This is a genomic window from Rhizobium ruizarguesonis (assembly GCF_017357285.1).
Lineage (GTDB): Bacteria > Pseudomonadota > Alphaproteobacteria > Rhizobiales > Rhizobiaceae > Rhizobium > Rhizobium ruizarguesonis.
Genome location: NZ_CP071678.1, coordinates 986,386 through 1,006,624, shown reverse-complemented (window position 1 = coordinate 1,006,624; position 20,239 = coordinate 986,386). Strand labels below are relative to the sequence as shown.

The 20,239-nt window shown below is 56.0% G+C and carries 15 protein-coding genes, 1 tRNA gene and 1 pseudogene; 1 reads left to right on the top strand and 16 read right to left on the bottom strand.

Going from position 1 to position 20,239, the window contains the following annotated elements; all coding sequences use genetic code 11:
• Window positions 1-2: 2 nt before the first annotated feature.
• Window positions 3-1,568 carry a Ppx/GppA phosphatase family protein gene (locus tag J3P73_RS04850; protein WP_130723641.1) on the bottom strand — a complete coding sequence of 522 codons (1,566 nt, stop codon included), beginning with the start codon at window positions 1,566-1,568 and terminating at the stop codon, window positions 3-5.
• Window positions 1,569-1,810: 242 nt separating this feature from the next.
• On the opposite strand from J3P73_RS04850, the gene J3P73_RS04845 reads away from it, so the two are divergent.
• Window positions 1,811-1,884: transfer RNA gene (locus tag J3P73_RS04845), tRNA-Gln, on the top strand.
• Window positions 1,885-2,650: 766 nt separating this feature from the next.
• Here J3P73_RS04845 and J3P73_RS04840 read toward each other — a convergent pair.
• The 15 genes and pseudogenes from J3P73_RS04840 to J3P73_RS04770 all read right to left on the bottom strand — a co-directional run.
• Window positions 2,651-2,791, bottom strand: a pseudogene (locus J3P73_RS04840) (bifunctional riboflavin kinase/FAD synthetase); the annotation flags it as partial.
• A gap of 13 nt (window positions 2,792-2,804) precedes the next feature.
• Window positions 2,805-3,653: a TIGR01459 family HAD-type hydrolase gene (locus tag J3P73_RS04835; protein WP_130716810.1), complete on the bottom strand. Its 849-nt coding sequence runs from the start codon at window positions 3,651-3,653 to the stop codon at window positions 2,805-2,807.
• Window positions 3,654-3,958: 305 nt separating this feature from the next.
• Complete coding sequence (locus J3P73_RS04830; RefSeq protein ID WP_130771137.1) at window positions 3,959-4,702, bottom strand: glycosyltransferase; 744 nt, start codon at window positions 4,700-4,702, stop codon at window positions 3,959-3,961.
• Window positions 4,699-5,799 (bottom strand): glycosyltransferase family 4 protein, encoded by a 1,101-nt coding sequence (locus J3P73_RS04825; protein ID WP_130771136.1) that lies wholly within the window; start codon window positions 5,797-5,799, stop codon window positions 4,699-4,701. Before J3P73_RS04825 ends, J3P73_RS04830 begins: the two co-directional genes overlap by 4 nt.
• Window positions 5,789-7,567 carry a capsular biosynthesis protein gene (locus tag J3P73_RS04820; RefSeq protein WP_245002712.1) on the bottom strand — a complete coding sequence of 593 codons (1,779 nt, stop codon included), beginning with the start codon at window positions 7,565-7,567 and terminating at the stop codon, window positions 5,789-5,791. Before J3P73_RS04820 ends, J3P73_RS04825 begins: the two co-directional genes overlap by 11 nt.
• A 419-nt stretch (window positions 7,568-7,986) precedes the next feature.
• Window positions 7,987-8,943, bottom strand: coding sequence for a glycosyltransferase family 2 protein (locus tag J3P73_RS04815; protein ID WP_130716804.1), 957 nt, complete (start codon window positions 8,941-8,943; stop codon window positions 7,987-7,989).
• Window positions 8,940-9,635, bottom strand: a complete 696-nt coding sequence (locus tag J3P73_RS04810) for a class I SAM-dependent methyltransferase (protein WP_130716802.1) — start codon at window positions 9,633-9,635, stop codon at window positions 8,940-8,942. Before J3P73_RS04810 ends, J3P73_RS04815 begins: the two co-directional genes overlap by 4 nt.
• 12 nt (window positions 9,636-9,647) lie before the next feature.
• A complete protein-coding gene (locus tag J3P73_RS04805; RefSeq protein ID WP_130716800.1) occupies window positions 9,648-10,985 on the bottom strand; it encodes an ABC transporter ATP-binding protein in 1,338 nt (445 codons plus the stop codon).
• A 2-nt stretch (window positions 10,986-10,987) separates the two neighbouring features.
• Window positions 10,988-11,812, bottom strand: coding sequence for an ABC transporter permease (locus J3P73_RS04800; RefSeq protein WP_062942531.1), 825 nt, complete (start codon window positions 11,810-11,812; stop codon window positions 10,988-10,990).
• Window positions 11,813-11,850: 38 nt separating this feature from the next.
• On the bottom strand, window positions 11,851-13,896 hold the full coding sequence (locus tag J3P73_RS04795; protein WP_130771135.1) for an FkbM family methyltransferase: 2,046 nt from the start codon (window positions 13,894-13,896) through the stop codon (window positions 11,851-11,853).
• Window positions 13,893-14,774 (bottom strand): class I SAM-dependent methyltransferase, encoded by an 882-nt coding sequence (locus J3P73_RS04790; protein ID WP_130716796.1) that lies wholly within the window; start codon window positions 14,772-14,774, stop codon window positions 13,893-13,895. Before J3P73_RS04790 ends, J3P73_RS04795 begins: the two co-directional genes overlap by 4 nt.
• Window positions 14,771-16,459 carry a capsule biosynthesis protein gene (locus J3P73_RS04785; RefSeq protein ID WP_245002711.1) on the bottom strand — a complete coding sequence of 563 codons (1,689 nt, stop codon included), beginning with the start codon at window positions 16,457-16,459 and terminating at the stop codon, window positions 14,771-14,773. Before J3P73_RS04785 ends, J3P73_RS04790 begins: the two co-directional genes overlap by 4 nt.
• A gap of 10 nt (window positions 16,460-16,469) precedes the next feature.
• Window positions 16,470-17,441 carry a GDP-mannose 4,6-dehydratase gene (locus tag J3P73_RS04780; protein ID WP_062942528.1) on the bottom strand — a complete coding sequence of 324 codons (972 nt, stop codon included), beginning with the start codon at window positions 17,439-17,441 and terminating at the stop codon, window positions 16,470-16,472.
• 99 nt (window positions 17,442-17,540) lie between these two features.
• Window positions 17,541-19,463, bottom strand: a complete 1,923-nt coding sequence (locus tag J3P73_RS04775; RefSeq protein WP_130716794.1) for a transketolase C-terminal domain-containing protein — start codon at window positions 19,461-19,463, stop codon at window positions 17,541-17,543.
• A 3-nt stretch (window positions 19,464-19,466) separates the two neighbouring features.
• The gene (locus J3P73_RS04770) at window positions 19,467-20,237 is read right to left on the bottom strand and encodes an acylneuraminate cytidylyltransferase family protein (protein ID WP_130716792.1); all 771 of its coding nucleotides are present in this window, start codon (window positions 20,235-20,237) and stop codon (window positions 19,467-19,469) included.
• Between the last annotated feature and the right edge of the window lie 2 nt (window positions 20,238-20,239).

Sequence of the window (20,239 nt, the reverse complement as noted above, 5' to 3'; positions counted from 1 at the left end):
CCCTATCTCGCGCGCTGGCCGCGGCGGTTGCGGTGGCGCCGCCACACGCCGTCATCGGCCATCATGTCGGTGAGCAGGCCTTCCCTCAAGCCGCGATCGGCAACGCGCATGCGCGGGCTTGGCCAGCGGCGGCGGATCGCCTCGAGGATGGCGCAGCCGGCGAGCACCAGATCGGCCCGATCAGGCCCGATGCAGGGATTGGCGGCGCGGCTTGCGAAATCCCAGGAGAGAAGCTTTGCCTGCATGGCGGAGACCTCGTCATCGGACAACCAGATGCCATCGACCTTGCGCCGGTCATAACGCGGCAGGTCGAGATGGACGCCGGCAAGCGTCGTCACCGTGCCCGATGTGCCGATCAGATGGAAGTCGCCGGTCTGGGCGACCTCGATCTCCGGGCAATCGAAACGTCCGAGCATGCCCTCGACTTCGCGCACCATGCCTTCGAAAGCCTCCGGCGTGACGTCGTGCCCGCCATGGCGCTCCGACAGCGTCACGACGCCGACCGGCAGCGAGGTCCAGTGGGTGATGTGATTGGCGAGGCGGCTGAAGCGATTGTCGCCGATACGGATGACGGCAATCTCCGACGAACCACCGCCGATATCGAACAACACGACGGAGCGCGTTTCGCGACCGACCAGCGAGGAGCAGCCGGAGACGGCAAGCCGCGCTTCGGTTTCGCGATCGATGATTTCGAGCGCGAGGCCAGTTTCGGCAACGACCCGACTGAGGAATTCCTCGCCATTAATCGCCTGGCGGCAGGCTTCGGTGGCGATCAGCCGCATGCGGCGGATCTCCCGGTTCCTGAGCTTGGAGGCGCAGATCCTCAACGCCTCGATCGCCCGCTCCATCGCCTCGTCGGACAGACGGCCGCTGGCCGCAAGGCCTTCGCCGAGGCGCACGATGCGGGAAAAAGCGTCGACGACGCGGAACTGACCCGGGCGGGTCGGCTGGGCAATGAGGAGACGGCAATTGTTGGTGCCGAGATCGAGAGCGGCGTAGAGCTCCTCCGGCCAAATATGCTCGCCGGCCTGACGATCACCCTGATAACCGGGATTGATATGGCTGTCCTGGCGGCCCTTGCGGTTGGCGGCTGCGCCGTTCTGGGTTTCGCGCGGGACGGCGATGCGCGCCGTCTCTTCCGCGCGGCTTTCCTGCTGCGGGGCACCTGCTGGTTTTGCCGATGTCAGCGGCCGGCCCTGCAGACCGCGCTTGCCGCGATGCTTGCGGCGGTTGCGACGGCTCGGCGCCGAATCGCCATCGGACCGGGCGGCATGATCTCCCGCTCCGGCCTGTTCCAACACATGAGGTTGAGGTGAACCGTCCTGCACAGCACCATGGCCGCCACGACGGCGACGCTTGCGCTTGCGAGCCGGATTGCCGGCTGCATCTTCCATCGGGCGCGCAGGCTGTCCGGCACCGCCGGAAGGCTCATGCGAAGCGGGATGAGCCGCGTTGCGAGATTGCCCGCCACGTTTGCCCTTGCGGCGCCTGGACTTCTTGCCGTCCTTGCGCCCTGCCGCCGACGCCCCGTCAAATTGCGGCTTTGCGCCGCCTTCGGGGTCTTCCACGTTGTTTTTCCATCGCGCCGCGCAAGTCTTGAGATATGCAGCAGGCGCTCATTCGATTTTTGCGTTGCGGCAAGAATATCAGCGCCCGCCGAAATCGCCAAATTCTTTTTTGGACAGGGGATTTGCAGCGATTTCACCTTTCCGAGGCAGCACCGATTTTTTTCAAAACAGCTATTTGCAATCCCCCGGCTTTTGGTTATAAGCGCCGCACACCAGCCGACCGCCCGCCGGTTCGCTTATGCTGGGGAATAGTTCAATGGTAGAACGACGGACTCTGACTCCGTTAATCTTGGTTCGAATCCAGGTTCCCCAGCCAATTTTCCGAAGACGAATTTAATTCTTTAACCGACAAGAGCTCGGTAAGTGATTTCGTGCTATATCATTCGCAACCTAATTCGCTCCCAATACGGAGGAATGAGCGGGGATGGGTACGAACGAGGCGACAGCCAGGGCTATCGATTGGCGCATTCTCGCTGTCAGTGGAAAAAGATGCCGACCGTTGTTAGGCACCGTGAGTTTGTTGGCCGAAAGGCCAGCGTAGTGCGCTGCTTTTTCTTCCGTACCATATAGGCTTCAACGCCGCGCATTCCAGTCACCTCGATCGAGCAAGAAGGTCGTAAGTCGTGACGTGAATATCACTTGCCAACACCGAAAGCAGTGAAACAAAGTAACTTGGAAATCCGACGATCAGGCGGCAAATCTGCGGATGAGACGAGTCTGAACGTCGCGATCGTGCCCTACGGCCGGCCGAGAAGTGTCTTGACGCTAAGGATGATTTTCTATCCAACATGAGGTGTTTGGGCCGCCAACACGGACGCATATGGAAATCGGTTTTGTTGTGGTTGCGGGTGTAGCTGGCTTTGTCGTCGGAAGCGGGCAAGGCAGTTTGGTTGACGGGCTCGTCACGGCCGTCGCAGCCATGGCTGTGGTATTTATATTTGTCACCCTCACCTGAAGCCCAGCATACCTGAGCGTGAAGCGACTTTAGTGGCGTTCCACAATATCCCGAGGACGCAGATGGGGAGTGCCGCTGGATGGTATTCCAATCAGTGGTATGCAGCCATCGACGAACATGTTTTATCCGCCCGGTTCAGTACCGATTGATGGCCGCGATCCACGCCGTCGAAATTGCCGATGGCAATGACGCCGCCCTTCAGATGGGCGGGCAAGGGTTCCCGGGTTTCATTGCGGTGGAAGACGGTCATCGGATGGCTTCTCTTCATGCAAGGCGTGTCTTCATGCAAGGCGTGGCATCCACCACTTCGGCGCGGCGTTTTCCCGTTCGAGATAGGCATTGAGGATCGCCTCGTCGGTTTCGCCGTTGAGGGTGTATTCCTTGGCGTGGATACCGCCGCTGATGTAGAGAAGGTCGAGCCCATAATTCAAGGCGCCGCGCACATCGGTCGGCATGCCGTCGCCGATCGCCAGCACGCGCTCGACCGGGAAATCGCCGCGAACCTCGCGGGCAGCCGCAAGCGTCGCCTCGTAGATCGGCCGATGCGGCTTGCCGGCGATGCGGGTTTGGCCACCGAGCTGCTGGTAATAGGCGGCTATGGCGCCGGCGCAGGGGATGATGCGATGGCCGCGTTCGACGACGAGGTCGGGATTGGCGCAGATCATCGCCACGTCGCGGGCTTTGAAATCGAGAAGCATGTCGGTGTAGTCCTCCGGCTTCTCAGTCTCGTCGTCGAAAAAGCCGGCGCAGACCAGCGATTGCGCTTCGTCCGCCGGCCGGCGTTCGATGTCGAGGCCGTCCAGGAGCGGGCTGTTTCGCTCGTGGCCGAGCAGAAAGACCGACGTTGGCCCTTCGGCGATCAAACCGCGCGTGACGTCGCCAGAGGTGACGATCCTGTCATAGGCGCTGTCGGGAACGCCGATCTGGCGCAGCTGCTCGACCACCTGCCAGGAAAGGCGCGGCGAATTGGTGATAAGGACGACGGCGAGGCCGCTTTCGCGTGCCGCTTCAAGGGCTGCGGTGGCCCTCGGGAACGGATCGACGCCGTTGTGAACGACGCCCCAGACATCGCAGAGCACCACCTCATAGTGACCTGATATCTCCGAGAAGTTTTCTATCCGCTTGGCCATTCCGATTTCCCGATTTGCTTCAGTCACGGTGACATTGCAAAGGCGCAAGGCGATGGCAAGGCATTTTCTTCGCTGCCAAGCCAATGCGAAGAGCTCGAACGGCGATCCGACAGCAGCTTTCGAAGCTGCAAATCTTGGAGACGGACGGACTACGTAAAGGTTTAGGCGCGCCGCACTGACATGCCACTGAACTTTCATCCAGCGGCGGTTAGAGCCTCGGCGGCTTTTGAACCGCCCGCAAAATCCAACTCCCGCTGGCCAAAATTGGGAAGCACTTCATTTAAGAATTGCTTCGCGTTTGGGGATCAGGTCATCCTGCTTATGTCAGGCGTGCGACCGAGATGTTTTGTGAAGTATCGCATCATACTTGAGACATGCCATCGCATGTATTTCGGGTCGGTGTGGCTTGCGCGGCGAGCGTCGTGAACCACAGAGACCGTTGGCTGCAGAATGACCTTCCAGCCTGCCTTCCATAGCCTCGCACAGATGTCCACATCCTCGTAGTAGAGGAAGAAGCCTTCATCAAACCCGCCGACGTCCGCGAAGGCTTCGGACCGAAAAAGCATGAACATGCCAGCAGTCCAATCAACCGCTGAGGGCAGGTTCGGATCAATCAGAAACCTTCCGTCACTCTTGCCCAACGCCTTCCTGAGAAGACCAAAGGGGGTAGGAAAGTATCGAGCGCTGTCTTCGATGGCTCCCTCGGGATTGACTATCAGAGGGGCCACAAGGCCGACCCTGGGATCACTCATCGCCGCCTTGAGGTGGCCAAACGGATCCGCCTGAAGCCGGATGTCAGGATTTGCGACGCAGAACAAACCACTGTCGCAGTGCCTGAATGCCTGGTTGTGGTTTGCTGCGAAGCCCTTGGGAGAAGGATTCTCGATCTGCAGGAGCGGATACCGCCTATCTCGAATAGGCAATTCTTCCGGAATGTTTTTGGTGAGGACAACATTGAGCCCGGAACAGCGATGGTCTAGATCGTCCAGCAGCGGGTTCGCAATCTTCCCCTGTCCGTGGCTCACAATGGACACGCATATATCGCTCATGCTCGCTTCAACGCTTCCAGGGTTTCCAATGTCAGTTGGGCTGTGCGTTCCCAGGAGAATGATTTTGCCCGCTCGCGGCCTTGGACGGCCAGGGCGCCAAGCAGCTCCGGTTCCGTCAGCAGCCTCACAAGTCCGTCACGGATGGCATCCACATTCGTCGGGTCGACAAGGATCGCCGCGCCTTCGGCGATCTCCGCGGTAGCGCCGGTATTGCTGGTCAACAACGGTATTCCGCGCGCCATCGCTTCAACTACCGGCAAACCAAACCCCTCGTAGAGTGATGGATAGAGAAGGGCCTTAGCCCCCTGCATAAGTTCTGCCAGAGAGAAATCGCTGACGTGCCCCAGAAAGTCTATGGTATTGTTCGTCTTAAGGCTTTGTAGCAAGTCGCTCACCATCCATCCCGTGGCACCGACGATAACAAGCCGCGTGTTGCCCCGCGTGGCATCATCGAGCATCTGCCAGGCGCTCAGCAATCGCGGAAGATTCTTTCGCGGCTCCAAAGTTCCGACGAAGAGCAGGTAGTCGCCTGTGGTGCATTGGTCGCGGGGGGGCTGCGAATCCGAGCCCAGCTTGCGTGCAGCCAGCAGTGTGACGGTCGTCTTTCCTTTGCTCTCTGGAATGATCCGTTTCAGGTCCGTTTCTGTTGTCCGTGATACCACAAAGACAGCCTGCGCTTTTGACACTGAGCGCTGCATAATGGCCGGAAAGTAAAAGCGCTTCAAGCGCTCGTGGACCTCGGGGAACAGTTGGAAGGTTAGGTCATGTATTGTAACGGCCATTGGCCGTTGCGAAGCAACCGGCAATACGAAGGCAGTTCCCCAATGCACGTCGATTCCAAGTCGGCGTATATGCCACGGCATCATAAGCTGCTGCCAGATCACTCTGATATGGCGGTTGTTGGGTGCACGGACGAAACGAAACCGATGGTCCAACCCGGCTTCCGAGCAGAGCGAAACGGCCTTCTCGCTCGCGAAGATCGTGAACTCGTGGTTGATGGACGTATTTCGACTCCAGCGCGATAAGATCTCGATGAGATAGACCGATGTTCCAGTCTTGGGGCCGCCCAATCCGGTTGCGTCAATACTAATTCTCACGTCGCTCTCCGGTCTGAGGGCCCCCCATGAGGTCCTCTGCGGGGTAGATGAAGGGCGTTCCCGCGATAATGCCGTTGCAAACGATGTCGAGCCCGGACGACTTGCCGGGTGCAAGGTCGTTTAGACTATCTATATGCACGGCGAATGGCGGCCAACCCTTTCGCTCCTTGATGCAATCGAGCGGGATCATGCGTCGAAAGAAGAAGTGATAAGCATATTTCTGCGCCCGTTCGATCGTGGTGTCGTCCAGCTTTTCCGGCAGCGGCAGGGCATCGAGCAAGCGCAGGTAATTTTCTTCCGAGGTTGCATCCATCGTAACGCCTTTGCCACGGATCCAGGCCTCGCCGGCGACGACGACCGGTATACCGATCGCCGAAAGCTCAACGCCCATTTTCGTGCCATAAATCAAGACGGCGTTGCAGTGAGACATGGCGACGTACGTGCTTGCTTTGCTTTCGGGCGGAATGATGAAGACATTTGCAGGCAAGTCAGGAAAGTGGTGCCGAATTTCGTCAAGGACGGGCTGCCGTGATGGCAGTGTCCCCGTAAGTTCGGCCGGATGAACCCGTATCAGCAACTGCAGGTCGGACCGCTTTTCGAAGTAGGCAATGGTCTTGATCAACCAGTCAACCATGTTCGGAAAGGCGTTTGCCTTATAATGCAGCTGCGCGTCCCAAATCACGTTGGTGAGCAACCCGATGGTCGGACGCCGAAAATCAATGCCGATTTCCTGCTGAATCGAGTGGGTATCGAACTCCGGCTGATCGTGAAACTTCACCCAGTCTTGCTGACCAACCCATCTGCTGCGGAGATACTGCGTGATCTGCTCCTGCTGCATACCGTTCCAGCACATGTTTTCCCAGGACGAGACCGGTTCGTTCATCAAGCCATGATGATAGGTTTCGTGGTGATTGAAGATAAAGCATCCTCGTCTGTAGGCCGGATGCCATGTCACCACGCGCACGCCGAGGTGTCGGGCTGTTTCCGATATGATGCCCTGAGGAACGTATATCCCGTGATTTAACACCAGGGCATCGTACTGACCTTCGCCAAGCAGGCGGCGTGTGCCGTAATAGGTGAGAAGCGCCGCCTCCAGGTAGCGCCTCAGGATCGGTTCAGCTCCAGACACCTTCTCGAGGTCGCCTCTTGAAAAAAAACGAAGTGCGCCCGCCACGGCGTGCTCCCCGATAGGAATACCGTCCTCTTCATACGCCGCGATCTCGCTTTGCGGCGTCTGCATTGAAATCGTCTTTGCCTTAGAGCGATCGCCGTCAGTCAGTTTCGAATTGAGCCCGATCGCGTTGAGGCCAGCACGGTCGAGCATTTCAGCCGATGGTCGGTAGCAGGTCATACAGCGGTCTTTTGGGCCATGCTTGACCAGCCTGTCGACGTCAGAATACCAACTGATCTCGCACATCATGCAGGCAGGCAGGGCCGCATCGCAGAGCAGGAAGTCAACACCGACGCCTCGAACCGCCAATGCCATTCCAAGCAGGCTTTCCATCGTCATCGACGGCAAGTGTCCGGCAGTGCCTGTTGCAATCAACACGCGCTTCGCGCCCTCGGTCAAAGGTGGGCGTACCGGGCCGAGCCCTGCTTGTGGCTGCAATGCCGGCCAGTCGGGCAGTCCACCATGCCGCGCGCGCCATCTTGCATATGCGAGATGAAAGCGGCGATACCAGCTGTCGCGCAACAATCGGTTCCGAATGCCGCGCAAATCCGGCTTGAGCAGTCTGGCAGCTGCGGCAGAGAAGGTATCAATTTTCACTTGTCGTCTTCATTCGTTCACTAGACCGGCATCCGAGCCACCGATCAACTGAACGGAGTAGCTTTCGTTGCCAAAAATGATCGTTTCAACAAGCCAAAGAGCTCGGCGAACTTTGTTGACTTTGATCCCAGACAGCGAAATCGCAGACCCCACCGAACCTACCATGCCGCGACAAGGAAGTGCGCTACGCTTTGTAGTTTCTATGCAGCGACTGATGGCCTCATGCAACCCCTGAGCACTGCAGCGCTATTAAACGTCATGGGAAACCTGCTTAAGCGTAGTAGGCGATCGCGATTGAATTTCTGAGCCGAACCTCAGCCGTGCTCCAACGTAAGAACAACAACAGGCCTCCATTCCAGCGCGAGACTCGCGCACCGACATTAATGGAAATTCCTGCGGTTGCGGGATCCATCGCTTATTCAATCGAGACTAAGGCCCTCAACCGTCTTATTGCCGCTCTCTTGCGCTTCTGAATACGCCTGCTCAATGCGCTGCCGTCCCGCGGCAATTTTCTGAACCAAATGGTATGGCTTATTCCAAGTCAGGACAGGATCCATAAAATTTATATATTTAGCCGTCGTGACGTTGAGAAAGTCTCTCGCCAATGCGCTGTTTCGCAAGGAGGCTCGTGCAAAGAAGAAACGCCCAGCTCGCTTCAGAACGTTGCGGAATTTGGAGGCCGGCCTGCCGCTGCCCGTAGCCTCAGGAGAATAGCGGCTAAGGTAGAGCGCCTTTGCGCGTGCGTGGCGCTCCCTGATCCATTGGCGGTTTTCAGATTTTGGATCTTCATTCCAGTTTCTATAGTGCAGCAGTGCAACTTCACGGGTGTAGACGATCTTGTAACCCGAGAAGAGAACTTCCGCGGTTAATGCTGGATCTATACCGTAGTCCCGAAATTCTTCGGAGAAGCCACCAACTCCCCTGAGCACGGACGTGGGAAGCATCCCCTGATTGACGTTAAGAATGCCCGCCGGAGATATTCCTCCAATATAAGGAGTTCCGAGGAATGGCCCTTGAACGTCCCTGGTCTTCAGCGCGACCATCCCTATGCGAGGGTCGCTTTCCAAAATCCCTATTGCACGGTCTAATCCGGCCCCCGTAACCTCGTTGTCATCGCTCAACCAGCAGACATACGGGGTATCCACGATCTCGAAGACCTCGTTATAGGCCTTCGCCTGACCGAGCTTCTCCCCAACGAGGATCGGGATGATGGTCTCTGACGCAATCGACTGAAGATATTCGATTGTGCCGTCGGTGGAGCCCGCATCCGTCACGTAGATCTTTGTAAGCACCCTCGTTTCGCGAACGATACTTTCTACGCACCGTTTGAGCTGATCGAGGCGGTTGTAGGTTCCAAGTACGACGGAAAGCTTCATCGTGAATAGTCTATTTTCGGAGTTGTAGGTTCGGACTCTAAAATGAAGTCCGGCAGCGAGAGCGCAACATTCTTTGTGACCATGAAGACTTCCCGGCGGTGGCGTCGCTCGGGGCTGTCGATAAAATCGCTATGTTGCACTCCACCCGTATGTCTATACACCGAGGTAAAACCCGCCACATAAAGCATCTTCACGAGCGCACGCCGTGATGGAATGAGGGCGTGAAATTTTAACCCCTGTGTTTGATTTTGGCCTTCGGAAACCAGTACAAGATCGTTGCCCTCGCCGAGGGCGATCTGTGTTTCAATAAACAGATATTGCGCGGTGATCCGATGGAGATTTCGAATTGCAGCGAAGGGATTTTCAAGATGATAAAGGAGGCCAAAGCAAAAAACCAGTCCCGCGGGTTGCAGGTCCTGAAGTGCATTTGGGTCTGTAATATCCTGAGTTATAAACTTCCCTTTTGGAACTCTGGCCGAGGCTTCCACGATAAGCTCATCGCGCCCGTCCAAGCCAAGTACATCCAAACCCCGGTTGATCAATCGCTCAGAGAACCATCCAGGCCCGCAACCGACATCAATGCAGTGGTCCAGGCGGGGCAAGCGGTCTAGTACCGCTTCCGCCATTGCCCAGCGGGCACGATTGATTTCTATATAATAAGCTTCATCAAAGAACGTCACAGAGCTCGACATGGTAGATAACACCTATCGTTCAACATCGTTTACGGACCAATCCAACAGCGGCCTGACTGGCCCAGGAAACTGCCGCGGCATCAGGCCTCGAGCGGATTTCTCCCCAATAGCGGATTCCACGACGTGAAAGGACAAATATCTTTCCTCAGAAAAGTACCGTTTGAACGGCGCCTCCTTTGGGCTGAAGACGACAAGGCTCACCGAATACGTTCCAATATTGAACAAATGAGCCGGCATCCACACCACCGCCTTTACCCGAGTCGGCTGGCCCTTCTCAAAGTCGGCGATGTTAGTGCTCGGGTGCGTGGCAGCGAATGCCAGCGTACCCGATGGACAATAGACATGGATTGCCGGCGCATAAAATCCAGGACCCTTCACATCGTAGACCAGCTCTACCCCAACCTGCTCAGCGACGGAAACCAGCGTCGCCTTGTTTCCGGTGGCATTAATGATCCTCGCGGAAACCAGCTCCGCCCCATCTCGATATTCGATGGTTTCTCGAGCGACGGTCGAGCCGGTTGACTCGGCCTTGACCTCGTGCTGGCTATCCGCCGTGCTGGGCCCATCAATCGCCCCGATTGACACAACAGTTCGTTCCGAGCGAACCTTCAACACTTCCTCGACATAGGCCTCGGTCACTTCGCGCGTATCGCCGTCCATCCGCAGTTTCCCACCGTCGATCCAGAGGCATCGGGTGCAATAGCGGAGAACCGAATCCATGCTGTGCGAGACGAAGAAGAGTGTTTTGCCTGCTGACGTCAACTCATCCACGCGTTCAAGACATTTTTGCTGGAACGACATGTCCCCGACCGCGAGAACCTCGTCCAAAAGCAGGATATCGGGTTCAAGATGAGCCGCAACCGAGAACGCCAGCCGCATGCGCATCCCGCTGCTATAATGCTTGATCGGAGTATCGATGAACCGGCCGATCTCGGAGAACGCAACAATCTGATCGAACCGCTGCGCTATAAGGCTGCGGCTCATGCCGTACAGTGACGCGTTAAGATAGATATTTTCGTGTCCGGTAAGATTATCGTTAAAGCCGGTTCCTACCTCCAACAGCGACGCCAAGCTCCCCCGAATTCGCACTTCACCGGCGGTCGGATAGGAAACCCGCGACATTATCTTCAGAAGCGTCGATTTGCCGGCGCCGTTCTTGCCAATAACGCCAACTCTCTGACCCGGCTCAACCGAAAAATTCACATCTTGCAGCGCCCAGAACTTACTGGATTCATCTTCCCCGAACCGCAACTTATGCGCGAGACGCCGCCACTTTCCGCCCTTAATGCCAGCCTTCTCAATTGAGTAGCACTTGCCGAGGCCATTCACTTCAACTGCAAGCTCAGACAAATTTACAACCTATCAACAAAGTGGCGCTCCATATGTTGAAACGCAATGAAACCGATCAGACCGACAGCGAAACTAACCATCGCCGCTATCGTCCAATCATAAAGTGGAAAGGGCCAATCAGCAAAAAGGCATGCGCGAAAGGCGCCTAACGTTCCTACCATTGGATTGAGGGCGTAGAGCGTCTGGAAATCCGCTGGGATCATCCCCGGCGCGTAAATAACCGGAGAAACGAAGAGACCCACATAGAGAGCGAACCCTAGGAAGCGCTCCCAGTCATTGCTCTGCAAGCCCAAAGCAGCAAACAGACAGCCAAGCCCAAAAATGAGACTGGCGAACTGCAGGATGAAGACCGGCAGCAGCAGGATCTTCAGTCCGGGGAAGCCCCCATAATACAGCATCATCAGCACCAATGGCACGACGTTGAGCGAGAATATCACCACATTCGAAATAATATCGGAGATGGGAACGATCACTTTGGGGAAATAGATCTTCTTCACAATATCAGCTTCGCGCCGGATAGAACCGGCGGTCTGCATCACCGCTTCTGTAAACATGAACCAGAGAACAAGCCCCGAATACACGTACAAAGGATAAGGTATTGAGACCCCGGTCTTCGCGTCCGAAAGATGCCTGAACAAGGTGAACAAGACTACCATGAGTACGGGACGGAAGACCGGCCAGACGAACGCTAGATACTGCTGATCGAACTCCGATTTGAGTTGCCGGCTGATCATCGAATAGATGAGGGAGCGGCATTCCCAAAGCTCCCGGACGCTGAACTGCGCGAGAAGCTTGGGCGGGCGGATGATAATTTCGTTGTTAGACACTCGATTCTCGCTATTGCAAACGTTGCCGTACGGCCACCCTAGCCTCGTTTGGAGAGGGTGTTGATGAGCTCCAAGGCATACGTTCTGAATATTTGCTGGGCGTTGCGCCGATTACGCAATCTTTCGAGAAGCCTAAACACCGGCGGTTCCTTGAACGGGAAATAGTTCAGCCGTGCTGACACGATTTGCGCATCAAATTTCTTCAGCTTCGGAGAACCTTCCTTTATGAAGAAGTAGTTGCCGTTGAGCAGCCCTCGGAAAATAGCCTTCGCATTCGGCAATTTTAGGAACTCGTCCTGCTTCGCCGACAGATGGCGGCAGGTATAGCCACTCTTGAAGAGCCGTGCAAGGAGTAGAAACATCTCATCGTGCTTTGACCGCGGCAGGTTCTTGTGCGTCAGTTCCAGCATGATTAGAGGCTGAAATTTCGCGATCGTTTCCATGGCACCTTCGAGAACCTCCGGTTCATGGCCCTCAACGTCTATCTTGATCGCATCGACACTTGTCAGACCGTTTTCCGCGACGACCCAATCGACCGTGTGGATGGGGAGAGTAACCTCGCCAAATTGACGTGCGCGACCAGTGTCGCTCATTCCACTCAAGCTTGGTTCGGACGACAAGCTGAAACTGGTCGTCCCATTGTGGCTCCCTATGCAGTAGTCGAACACGCGAACTTTGTCTGAAAGCGAATTCAACTGGATATTTTCCGAAAGAAGTTTTAGCGAACGGGCATCGGGCTCGAATGAATAAACCTTGCCTTTTCCTCCAAGAGCCAGACCACTGGCTACCGTATAAAGGCCGATATTCGCGCCGATATCCATGATAACGTCGGTCGGTCTGATTGCACCGAGGAAGGCCCGCAGGTCTTGGACCTCGGTCATGACGCCGTAGTAGAAATCGCATCCCATGCGATCGCCCATGTTCACGTAGTATTTTGCTCCGTCAGACGCCTTAACGATTCGCCTGTCCAGGACACCCGTGGGATGTATCTGCTCCCTGAGGTTGCGGAGTTTGCGCGCATAGAATGCGTCGAAACGGGCAGATGTCTGCGCTTCAGGTATGAGCCGGTGCAATTCGCCCAGAATACCCTCATCCATGCCAATGTTGATGGGATCGAAGACGAAGTCATTCAGGCGCTCCTGATCTCCGATCCAAATTGCATGACTTCTGGACATGCCAGCATGGGCAGCGTTACCCAGCTGTTGCATGTTCAGGCTGCGAAGGCGTTCCCAGTCCTGATCCGGGGATACGAGCAGCGCCGTCATGGGTGTGCCTCCGGCGGCGGCGTCCGTGACAGTTTCAAGGAATATCCCGTTGACACCATCCTCGATGTAATCCGTCATCGTCGGTTGCTTCACCGAAAGAACAGTGCAGCCGCGCGCCATAGCCTCCAGGAAAGAGAGGCCAACGCCCTCGACAGGCCGCGGCGCTATCACGATGTTGGCACGGCGCACGAACTGGTCGGCTTCCGCTGGGTCATCGAAGAACGGCACCTCCACGACCGGAATGTCGACCGGAATGTCGCTTACCTGGTACCCCCGGTCCTCCGGGACGCCCGGATCCAGACGGGGCTTGAAGTACAGCGTCTTTACATCGAGTTCCTTGCAAATCTTCGCAAGGACATCCGGCTTCACCAATCCAACCCTGTTCCAGTAATAAAGGATGTTGCCATCAGACCAGCTGATCTCGCCATCGGCTGGTACATCGGGGACATATTGAACCTCAAGCACCCGAAGCCCCGCCCTTCGGGCAGGTGCCGTGATTGATGGGCTATAGGAGATGATCTTGTAGTGCTTGGGAAGCCTTGCCCATTGCGTGTGATTCATCTGCATCACGTTATTCCACATGGGAATCCAAGTAACGCGAGCATGAGGGTACTTCTTAAAGTGATGATCCGGCGGCCGTTTTTGACAGAAAATGAACGCAGACTCGGCGTCGATATTTTTCCACTCGTCACGGATCGACTTGCCATCCCAGACAACCTCCACGACATCAGTACTGCCGCGGAGATAGTTGACGAATATGCGATGGAATGCCGGACTGGATGTCTTATGCCATTCAAGCATGTAGATGTATGTTGTCATATTCGCCTCAGATGCAGACACACCACCGCCTCTGCGGCAGCAAGATTTGAAGAACGGGCATCGGCGTCTTTCGAATGGACATCGAAGTAGATAGCGTCTGCGGACGTCTGCCTATTAGATAGCTGCCAGCCCGTTGGCCCATGCCGGTATATGGTCTCGGCGATTAGCTGACAGCCGGTACTCGAGATCAGCCTGTCCACCATCGCACCGTCAAAAACCTGGAGCCACCCATGATTCTTAAATTTGCCGAATGGAACCGTAATATAAAGATTGCCGTTGGTCCTTATGACGCGAGCTAACTCCGAGGCAACCTTCAAATAGTCATCAGCTTTGTTTTCCCGGAACATATCGTTGCTGGTATACAGCTGCGTGTTGTCCATCCCCACGTGCTCAATCGTGGAAATACATATGGCGTTGTCAAAGGACTCGCTGGGCAGGGGAATCTCGCGGAGGTCAGCTTGTACTCGATCAACCGATCGCGCCTTTAGATCGAAGGTCATATCCTTGGCATCGAGCGCAATGAGGGTAACCGAATTGTGCTCGGAGATTCGTTCCCTTGCTGCTGGATATTTGAAGAAAGCGCACCCGGCGTCGAGAACGCTGTTGCCCGGCCCTAGACGCGACGCGACCCAGGGCAATTCAACGACCCTTTCATCAATTTTAAATCCGAAGTTATCGGGCAGCGGCAGGGAATTTTCAAAAGCGCTGAGTACGTCGGGTGACTTAAGGACGCTGGTGACGAGCGCACTCCGATATTTAGAATAGCCCTCCGACCAAGGGATGCGTCCGCCCTGCTCATAAGAATTGAACCTGACTCTCGCCGTAGTCTCGAGGACTGCTGGGCGTAGCAATTTTGCTATTTTGGCCAGAAGCGTCATTGAACCTCCGCAGGGTAGATGAACGGCGTTCGCCGAAGAATCCCATCGCAAATAACGTCGAGTCCAATATCACCGCCTGGCAACAACGTCTCGGCCGTCGGGGGCTCGATCTTGTACGGCGGCGATGCCTTGTCCTCGTTGACAAAATCCATCGGGATAAAGCGCCGGAAAAAGAAGTGATAGGCATATTTCCGCGCCCGGCTGACTTGGGCCTCGTTCATACGTGAATCCAAGGGAAGCTTTTCAAGTAAGCGCAGATAGTTTTCAGGAGTATCCGCATCGAGTGTCAGCCCCTTGTTTCGTATCCATGCCTCGCCGGCTACGATGACAGGGATGCCTTTCGCTGTCATCTCAACGCCGGTCTTAGTGCCGTAGATGATTACAGCATTCGAACCTTCGCAGAGGGAGTAGGTGCTGGCTTGGCTTTCAGGCGGGATGATAAACACATTGGCCGGAAGTTCCGGGAATAGCTTCCGTATTTCTTCAACAAGTGGCTGCTTAGACGGAATCGCCCCCCGCACTTCAGCAGGATGAATTCTAATGGCCAACTGAAGATCAGTCCGGGTGCCGAAATAAGCTATCGTTGCCTGAAGCCATTCCAGCATATCCTTGAAGGCGTTGGCCTTGTAATGCAGTTGAGCGTCCCAGAATACGTTGGTCAGCGCCGCGACTACTGGTTTGGTAAAGTCGATACCAATTTCATCCTCTATGGCTTTTAGTGAGTGCTGAGGCTGATCGTGAAACCAGATCCAGTCGCTCGTTCCGTACCAGCGACTCTTCAAATAGGCGTCGAGCTCTTTGTCCAGCTTACCGTCGAGTGAGATATTCTCCCAAACGGACGTAGGCTCTTCAATGAGCGTGTGGTGGTAAGTGTCGTCATGCGAAAATATGAAGCACTTGCTCTTGTACGCCACATTCCAAGTGACGACACGAATTGCGTTGCTGCGCGCAACGTCGGAGATCACTCCGTGTGGGACGTAGATACCATGATTGTAGACAGCTACCTTCGGCTGCAGCACATTGATTACAGATTGCGTGACTTCCTGCGTAATGAGGGCGGCTTCGAAGTAGCGCCTCAAAACCGCCTGGCCCTCCGGTGTTGGCGGCAGGTGGCCTCGGGAAAAAAACCGGAGTGTGCCTGACAAGGCGTGCTGTCCGACATTGACGCCATGGTGTACGTAGTCCGGTATCTCATTGAGATCGATCCGATGAGCAAGATCGCGCAGTTCGCGGGCTCTGCTTGAGGAAAGATGATCGCTATATCGGATGATCGGCAGACCAAGTGGTTCAAGAAGTTTTGCGCCTCTTTTTATACAGCCAGGGCAGACCTTATCCTTCATCCTATAGTCGGTGACGATGTCAACGCTCTCGATCTTGCCTTGGTGAACCTGCAGACAGGTAGGCATCTGCGCATCGCAAATCAAATAATGCACACGCGCTCCGCGAAGCGTCAGCGCAATTCCCAGGAGGCTCTCAACCAACACACCGGCATGGAAGCCGCTGACCGTTGTAGCGATCAGCACAACGTCACCCTTCTTCGTTTCGGTAAGCGCCCGTTTCCAAAACTTCGTCGTAACCACGACATGCGGCCAGCCAAGTTCGCCGTCAGGGGCTGAGTCGCTGCGCGCGGTATGATAGAGACGGCTCAGATATCGGCGACAGCGAGAGATAAAACCTTTGATCATTTACGGGAACTCACGGTGATGCAGACGAAAGCTCGTGAGACACGAGCCGATCGATGATGTCGTCCAGACTCAACGTCGAAGTCCAACCCAATTGAGCTCTCGCTTTTGCGGGATTGGCGTGGCCCTCTGCAATGTCTGAGGGACGCCTAAACTCAGCAGACGTTTCCACATGTTCTTGCCATTCCAGCCCAAGCCGGCGAAAGGTCTTGTCCAGAAACTCTTCGAGACTATGGCTGCGACCTGTCGCGATTACATAATCATCAGGAATCTCTTGCTGAAGCATCAGCCACATGGCCTGAACATATTCGGGTGCCCAGCCCCAGTCTCGTGTAATTTCTATATTACCGAGCTTCAGCTTCTGTTTCGAACCTTGGGCAATTTTGCAGGCCGTCGAGACGATCTTCTTTGTGACAAATCGCTCGGGTCGCAAAGGTGATTCATGGTTGAACAGTATGCCTGTGCATGCAAACTGCCCGTAGGCGTCACGGTAGTTGGCCACCTCCCACTGCGCAGCGGCCTTGGCCACTGCGTAGGGGCTACGGGGGCGAAAAGGTGTGTTCTCATCAGCCGGATGTCCACCGGTATTGCCGAAACATTCGCTTGAACCCGCATTGTAAAAGCGCATATCCAGACCGAGAAATCGGATGGCTTCCAGGATATGCAAAGTTCCAAAAGCAATGCTTTCCATCGTTTCGACGGGCTGCTCGAAAGATAAGCCGACAGAACTCTGGCCTGCGAGATTGTAAATCTCATGGGGCTGGAATCGCGATAGCGTCTGGAGCACGCTACGGAAGTCCGTCGGCGCCATCGAAACAAGTTGTACGCGATCCCTTAGTTCAAGCCGCTCAAGATTGCGAAACGATGCTGTCGCTGCATCTCGAGACGTGCCTATAACCTCATAACCCTCGCGCAGTAGCAGATCGGCCAAAAACGTGCCGTCTTGCCCAGAGATGCCACAGATCAGAGCTTTTTTTGACGTCATTCAAACCAATCCGCGAGAGGTGCACCAACCTCACGCCCGTTTATTTCCTTGATCGACCGCCCCAGCGAGGTTCGCAGATGGGCAAACTACTACGATAAGCTATGACCCTACTTTGATCGACATTGCTGCTACAGCCTCGACGATGGCCATTGCATCGAGGCCCAATGCGCCAAGAACTTGCGCATTTGTCCCACTTGGAGGGACATCACCTACGCCCAAGCAAACTACTGGCACGTTACCGCCCGTCTCCACCATCGCCCTGGCAATTGCGTCACCCTGTCCACCGATAACGTAGTGATTGTCAAGCGAGACTACTGCCCTGCAGCCCGAAACTGCCGACCGCAGCCATTCCGCGTCTACATGATTGAGCCATGGCAGGTTGATGACTTTGGCACTGACACCGTGCTTTTCAGCGAGCATTTTTGAGGCGGCGATCGCATTGCTCAGGAGCACCGGGCCGTAACCGATGATGGCGACGTCCTCTCCTTCGGCCAAGGTGAGTCCCCGGCCCTTTGTCGGCCGGTAGTCGGCCGGAAGCGAATACTCGACTTCCCAAGGTACCGAAATCAGCCGGATATAGCTGCTGCCAGGCGCTTCGTTCACGCACCAATCCAGAAGCAGACCAACTTCCGCATCGCAAGACGGCTCCACCAGCGCCATCCCGGGCATGGCTGCCAGCGCCGAGATATCTCGAACGGATTGATGCGAGTGCCCCGGGCCGCCGGGAACGACACCTGCAAGGGAGCCGACATAGATGATCTTCGTCTTTTCCGTGGCGTTGTTGTAGATCTGCTCATTTGGCCGCGTCGACAGGAAGCACGCGAATGAGTGGACGATCGGCAGCAGGCCGTTCAGCGCCATGCCGCCGGCTGTAGAAACCATATCCTGTTCTGCGATACCGCATTCGACAAATCGATCGGGAAACTGCTCGCGGAATGGGATGAGGCCGGTATCCAGCACCAGGTCTGCGTCAAGGGCAACGAGGTTCGAATGCTTCTCAGCCTGTGCGATCAGAGCCTTGCTGTAGGCGGCAACCAGGCGCTGAGCCTTTTCCGACGGGGCTGCGGATGCAGGCCGCTCGAGCGTTTCAAACTCCAGCCGGGGGATACCGGCGCTGCTCAGATTGGCTTGCAGACGATCCATGATTTCCTGCGCGGCAGCGCGATAATTACTCGCATCAGGCGCGCCGCTGTGGAAGCGGTACATGGCCACATCGGAATCCAGTGACGTGTGCTCCATGAAGGAGACGCCCTTGCCCTTGACGGTATCGGCAACGATAACCTTCGGACGCGGATCGTCTTGGATGGCGGCCAGGGTGGCCGCAAAAGCAGCGATATCGTTTCCGTCACAGCGAGCGACACACCATCCAAACGCCCTGAGCTTTGCCTCAAGGTCACCAAGGTCAGACACGTTCTTCACGAAAGTGTCCGACTGCAGCTTGTTGTGATCGATGATAACCGTAATCTCCTGCAGCCCAGAATTGGCTGCCGAGACCAGGGATTCCCAGAACTGGCCTTCCTGAAGTTCGCCGTCGCCGGTCATCACGAAGATGCGCCCCGGGCGGTTGTTCAGCCTGTTCGCAATCACCATGCCCTTGGCCTTGGAGACGCCCATGCCGAGCGAGCCGGTATTTGTCACCATGCCCGGGGTGCCGACGTCGGGATGGCCGGGCAGACCATCAATCTGGCGAAGTTTGTGGGTAAGCTCGAAATCGAGCTTACCGGCGCCAATCAGTGCCGCGTAATAGCCTGGCGCATCGTGCCCCTTGGAGCTGAAATAGACATCATCGCCCGTCATTCCTTCGAGGAGAAGCCAGCTGACGATATCGAGACTGCTGAAACTGCTGCCTATATGACCGGAGCCGGCCCGACCGATCATGTAGAGCGCGTTCAGGCGACACATGTCAGAAAATAGAGCTGCTCTCTGCTCGCGAGGCGCGTTGATCGCACGTACCCGCTGGAATTCCTTATATGGCAGGTAATAAAGGGTGCCTTCTACCGCTTGTCCTACGAGATCGCCCACGATTTACTCCGGTCTATTCAATAGGTTATAGGGGTTGATTGAGATATTTGGGAGAACCGCCGATTGCGTTGCCAGCAATCGCTCGGCCATCCACCAGTCGTCCGGTTCGTTGATATCGAAGCCTTCATAGCCTTGGCTGACGAAAGGGATGATCGATTCGCCGGCGATGCTGTTGCTTTCGAGCGGGACACGCGACCACGCAATCTCAAGGCTGGCATCCTGCGCATAGACTTCGGGCAGAGCCGCATACTGACTGCTGTGCCATGGCGTCGTGCCGATGCTAAATGGCATTAGCGGGAGCATCCTGTTCTCGCGTATGATCCACATCTTGCCGGGATGCTGCTTGCATTTCTCGATTGCGCGAAGAGAATCTGCTCTTGGATCGGCCGTGAACTGCTGCCATGCGCGCTGGATCGTCTCTGGAAGACGAAACGGGCTGGTGGGGCGCAGAATGCTGAATATGTCGAACTCGCGCCCTTCGGCACGAAGTTGTTCCAGCATCCAAACCACCCATTCGATATCCGGCGATTTGTCGGTGGAGATCTCCGCGGCGCGCAGAAACGGCACTTCGGCGCCATAGTGGCGGGCGATGTCCGCATAAATCTCGCTGTCCGTTGCACAGATAACCGCGTCAAAAACGCCGCTGTCGATGGCGGCGCGGATCGAATAGGCGATCATGGGATGTTCGGCCAGCGGCCGGACATTCTTGTTGGGTACCCGCTTTGAACCAGAGCGTGCGGGAATAAAGGCAACAGAGCGCGGTTTCGTCGTCATGA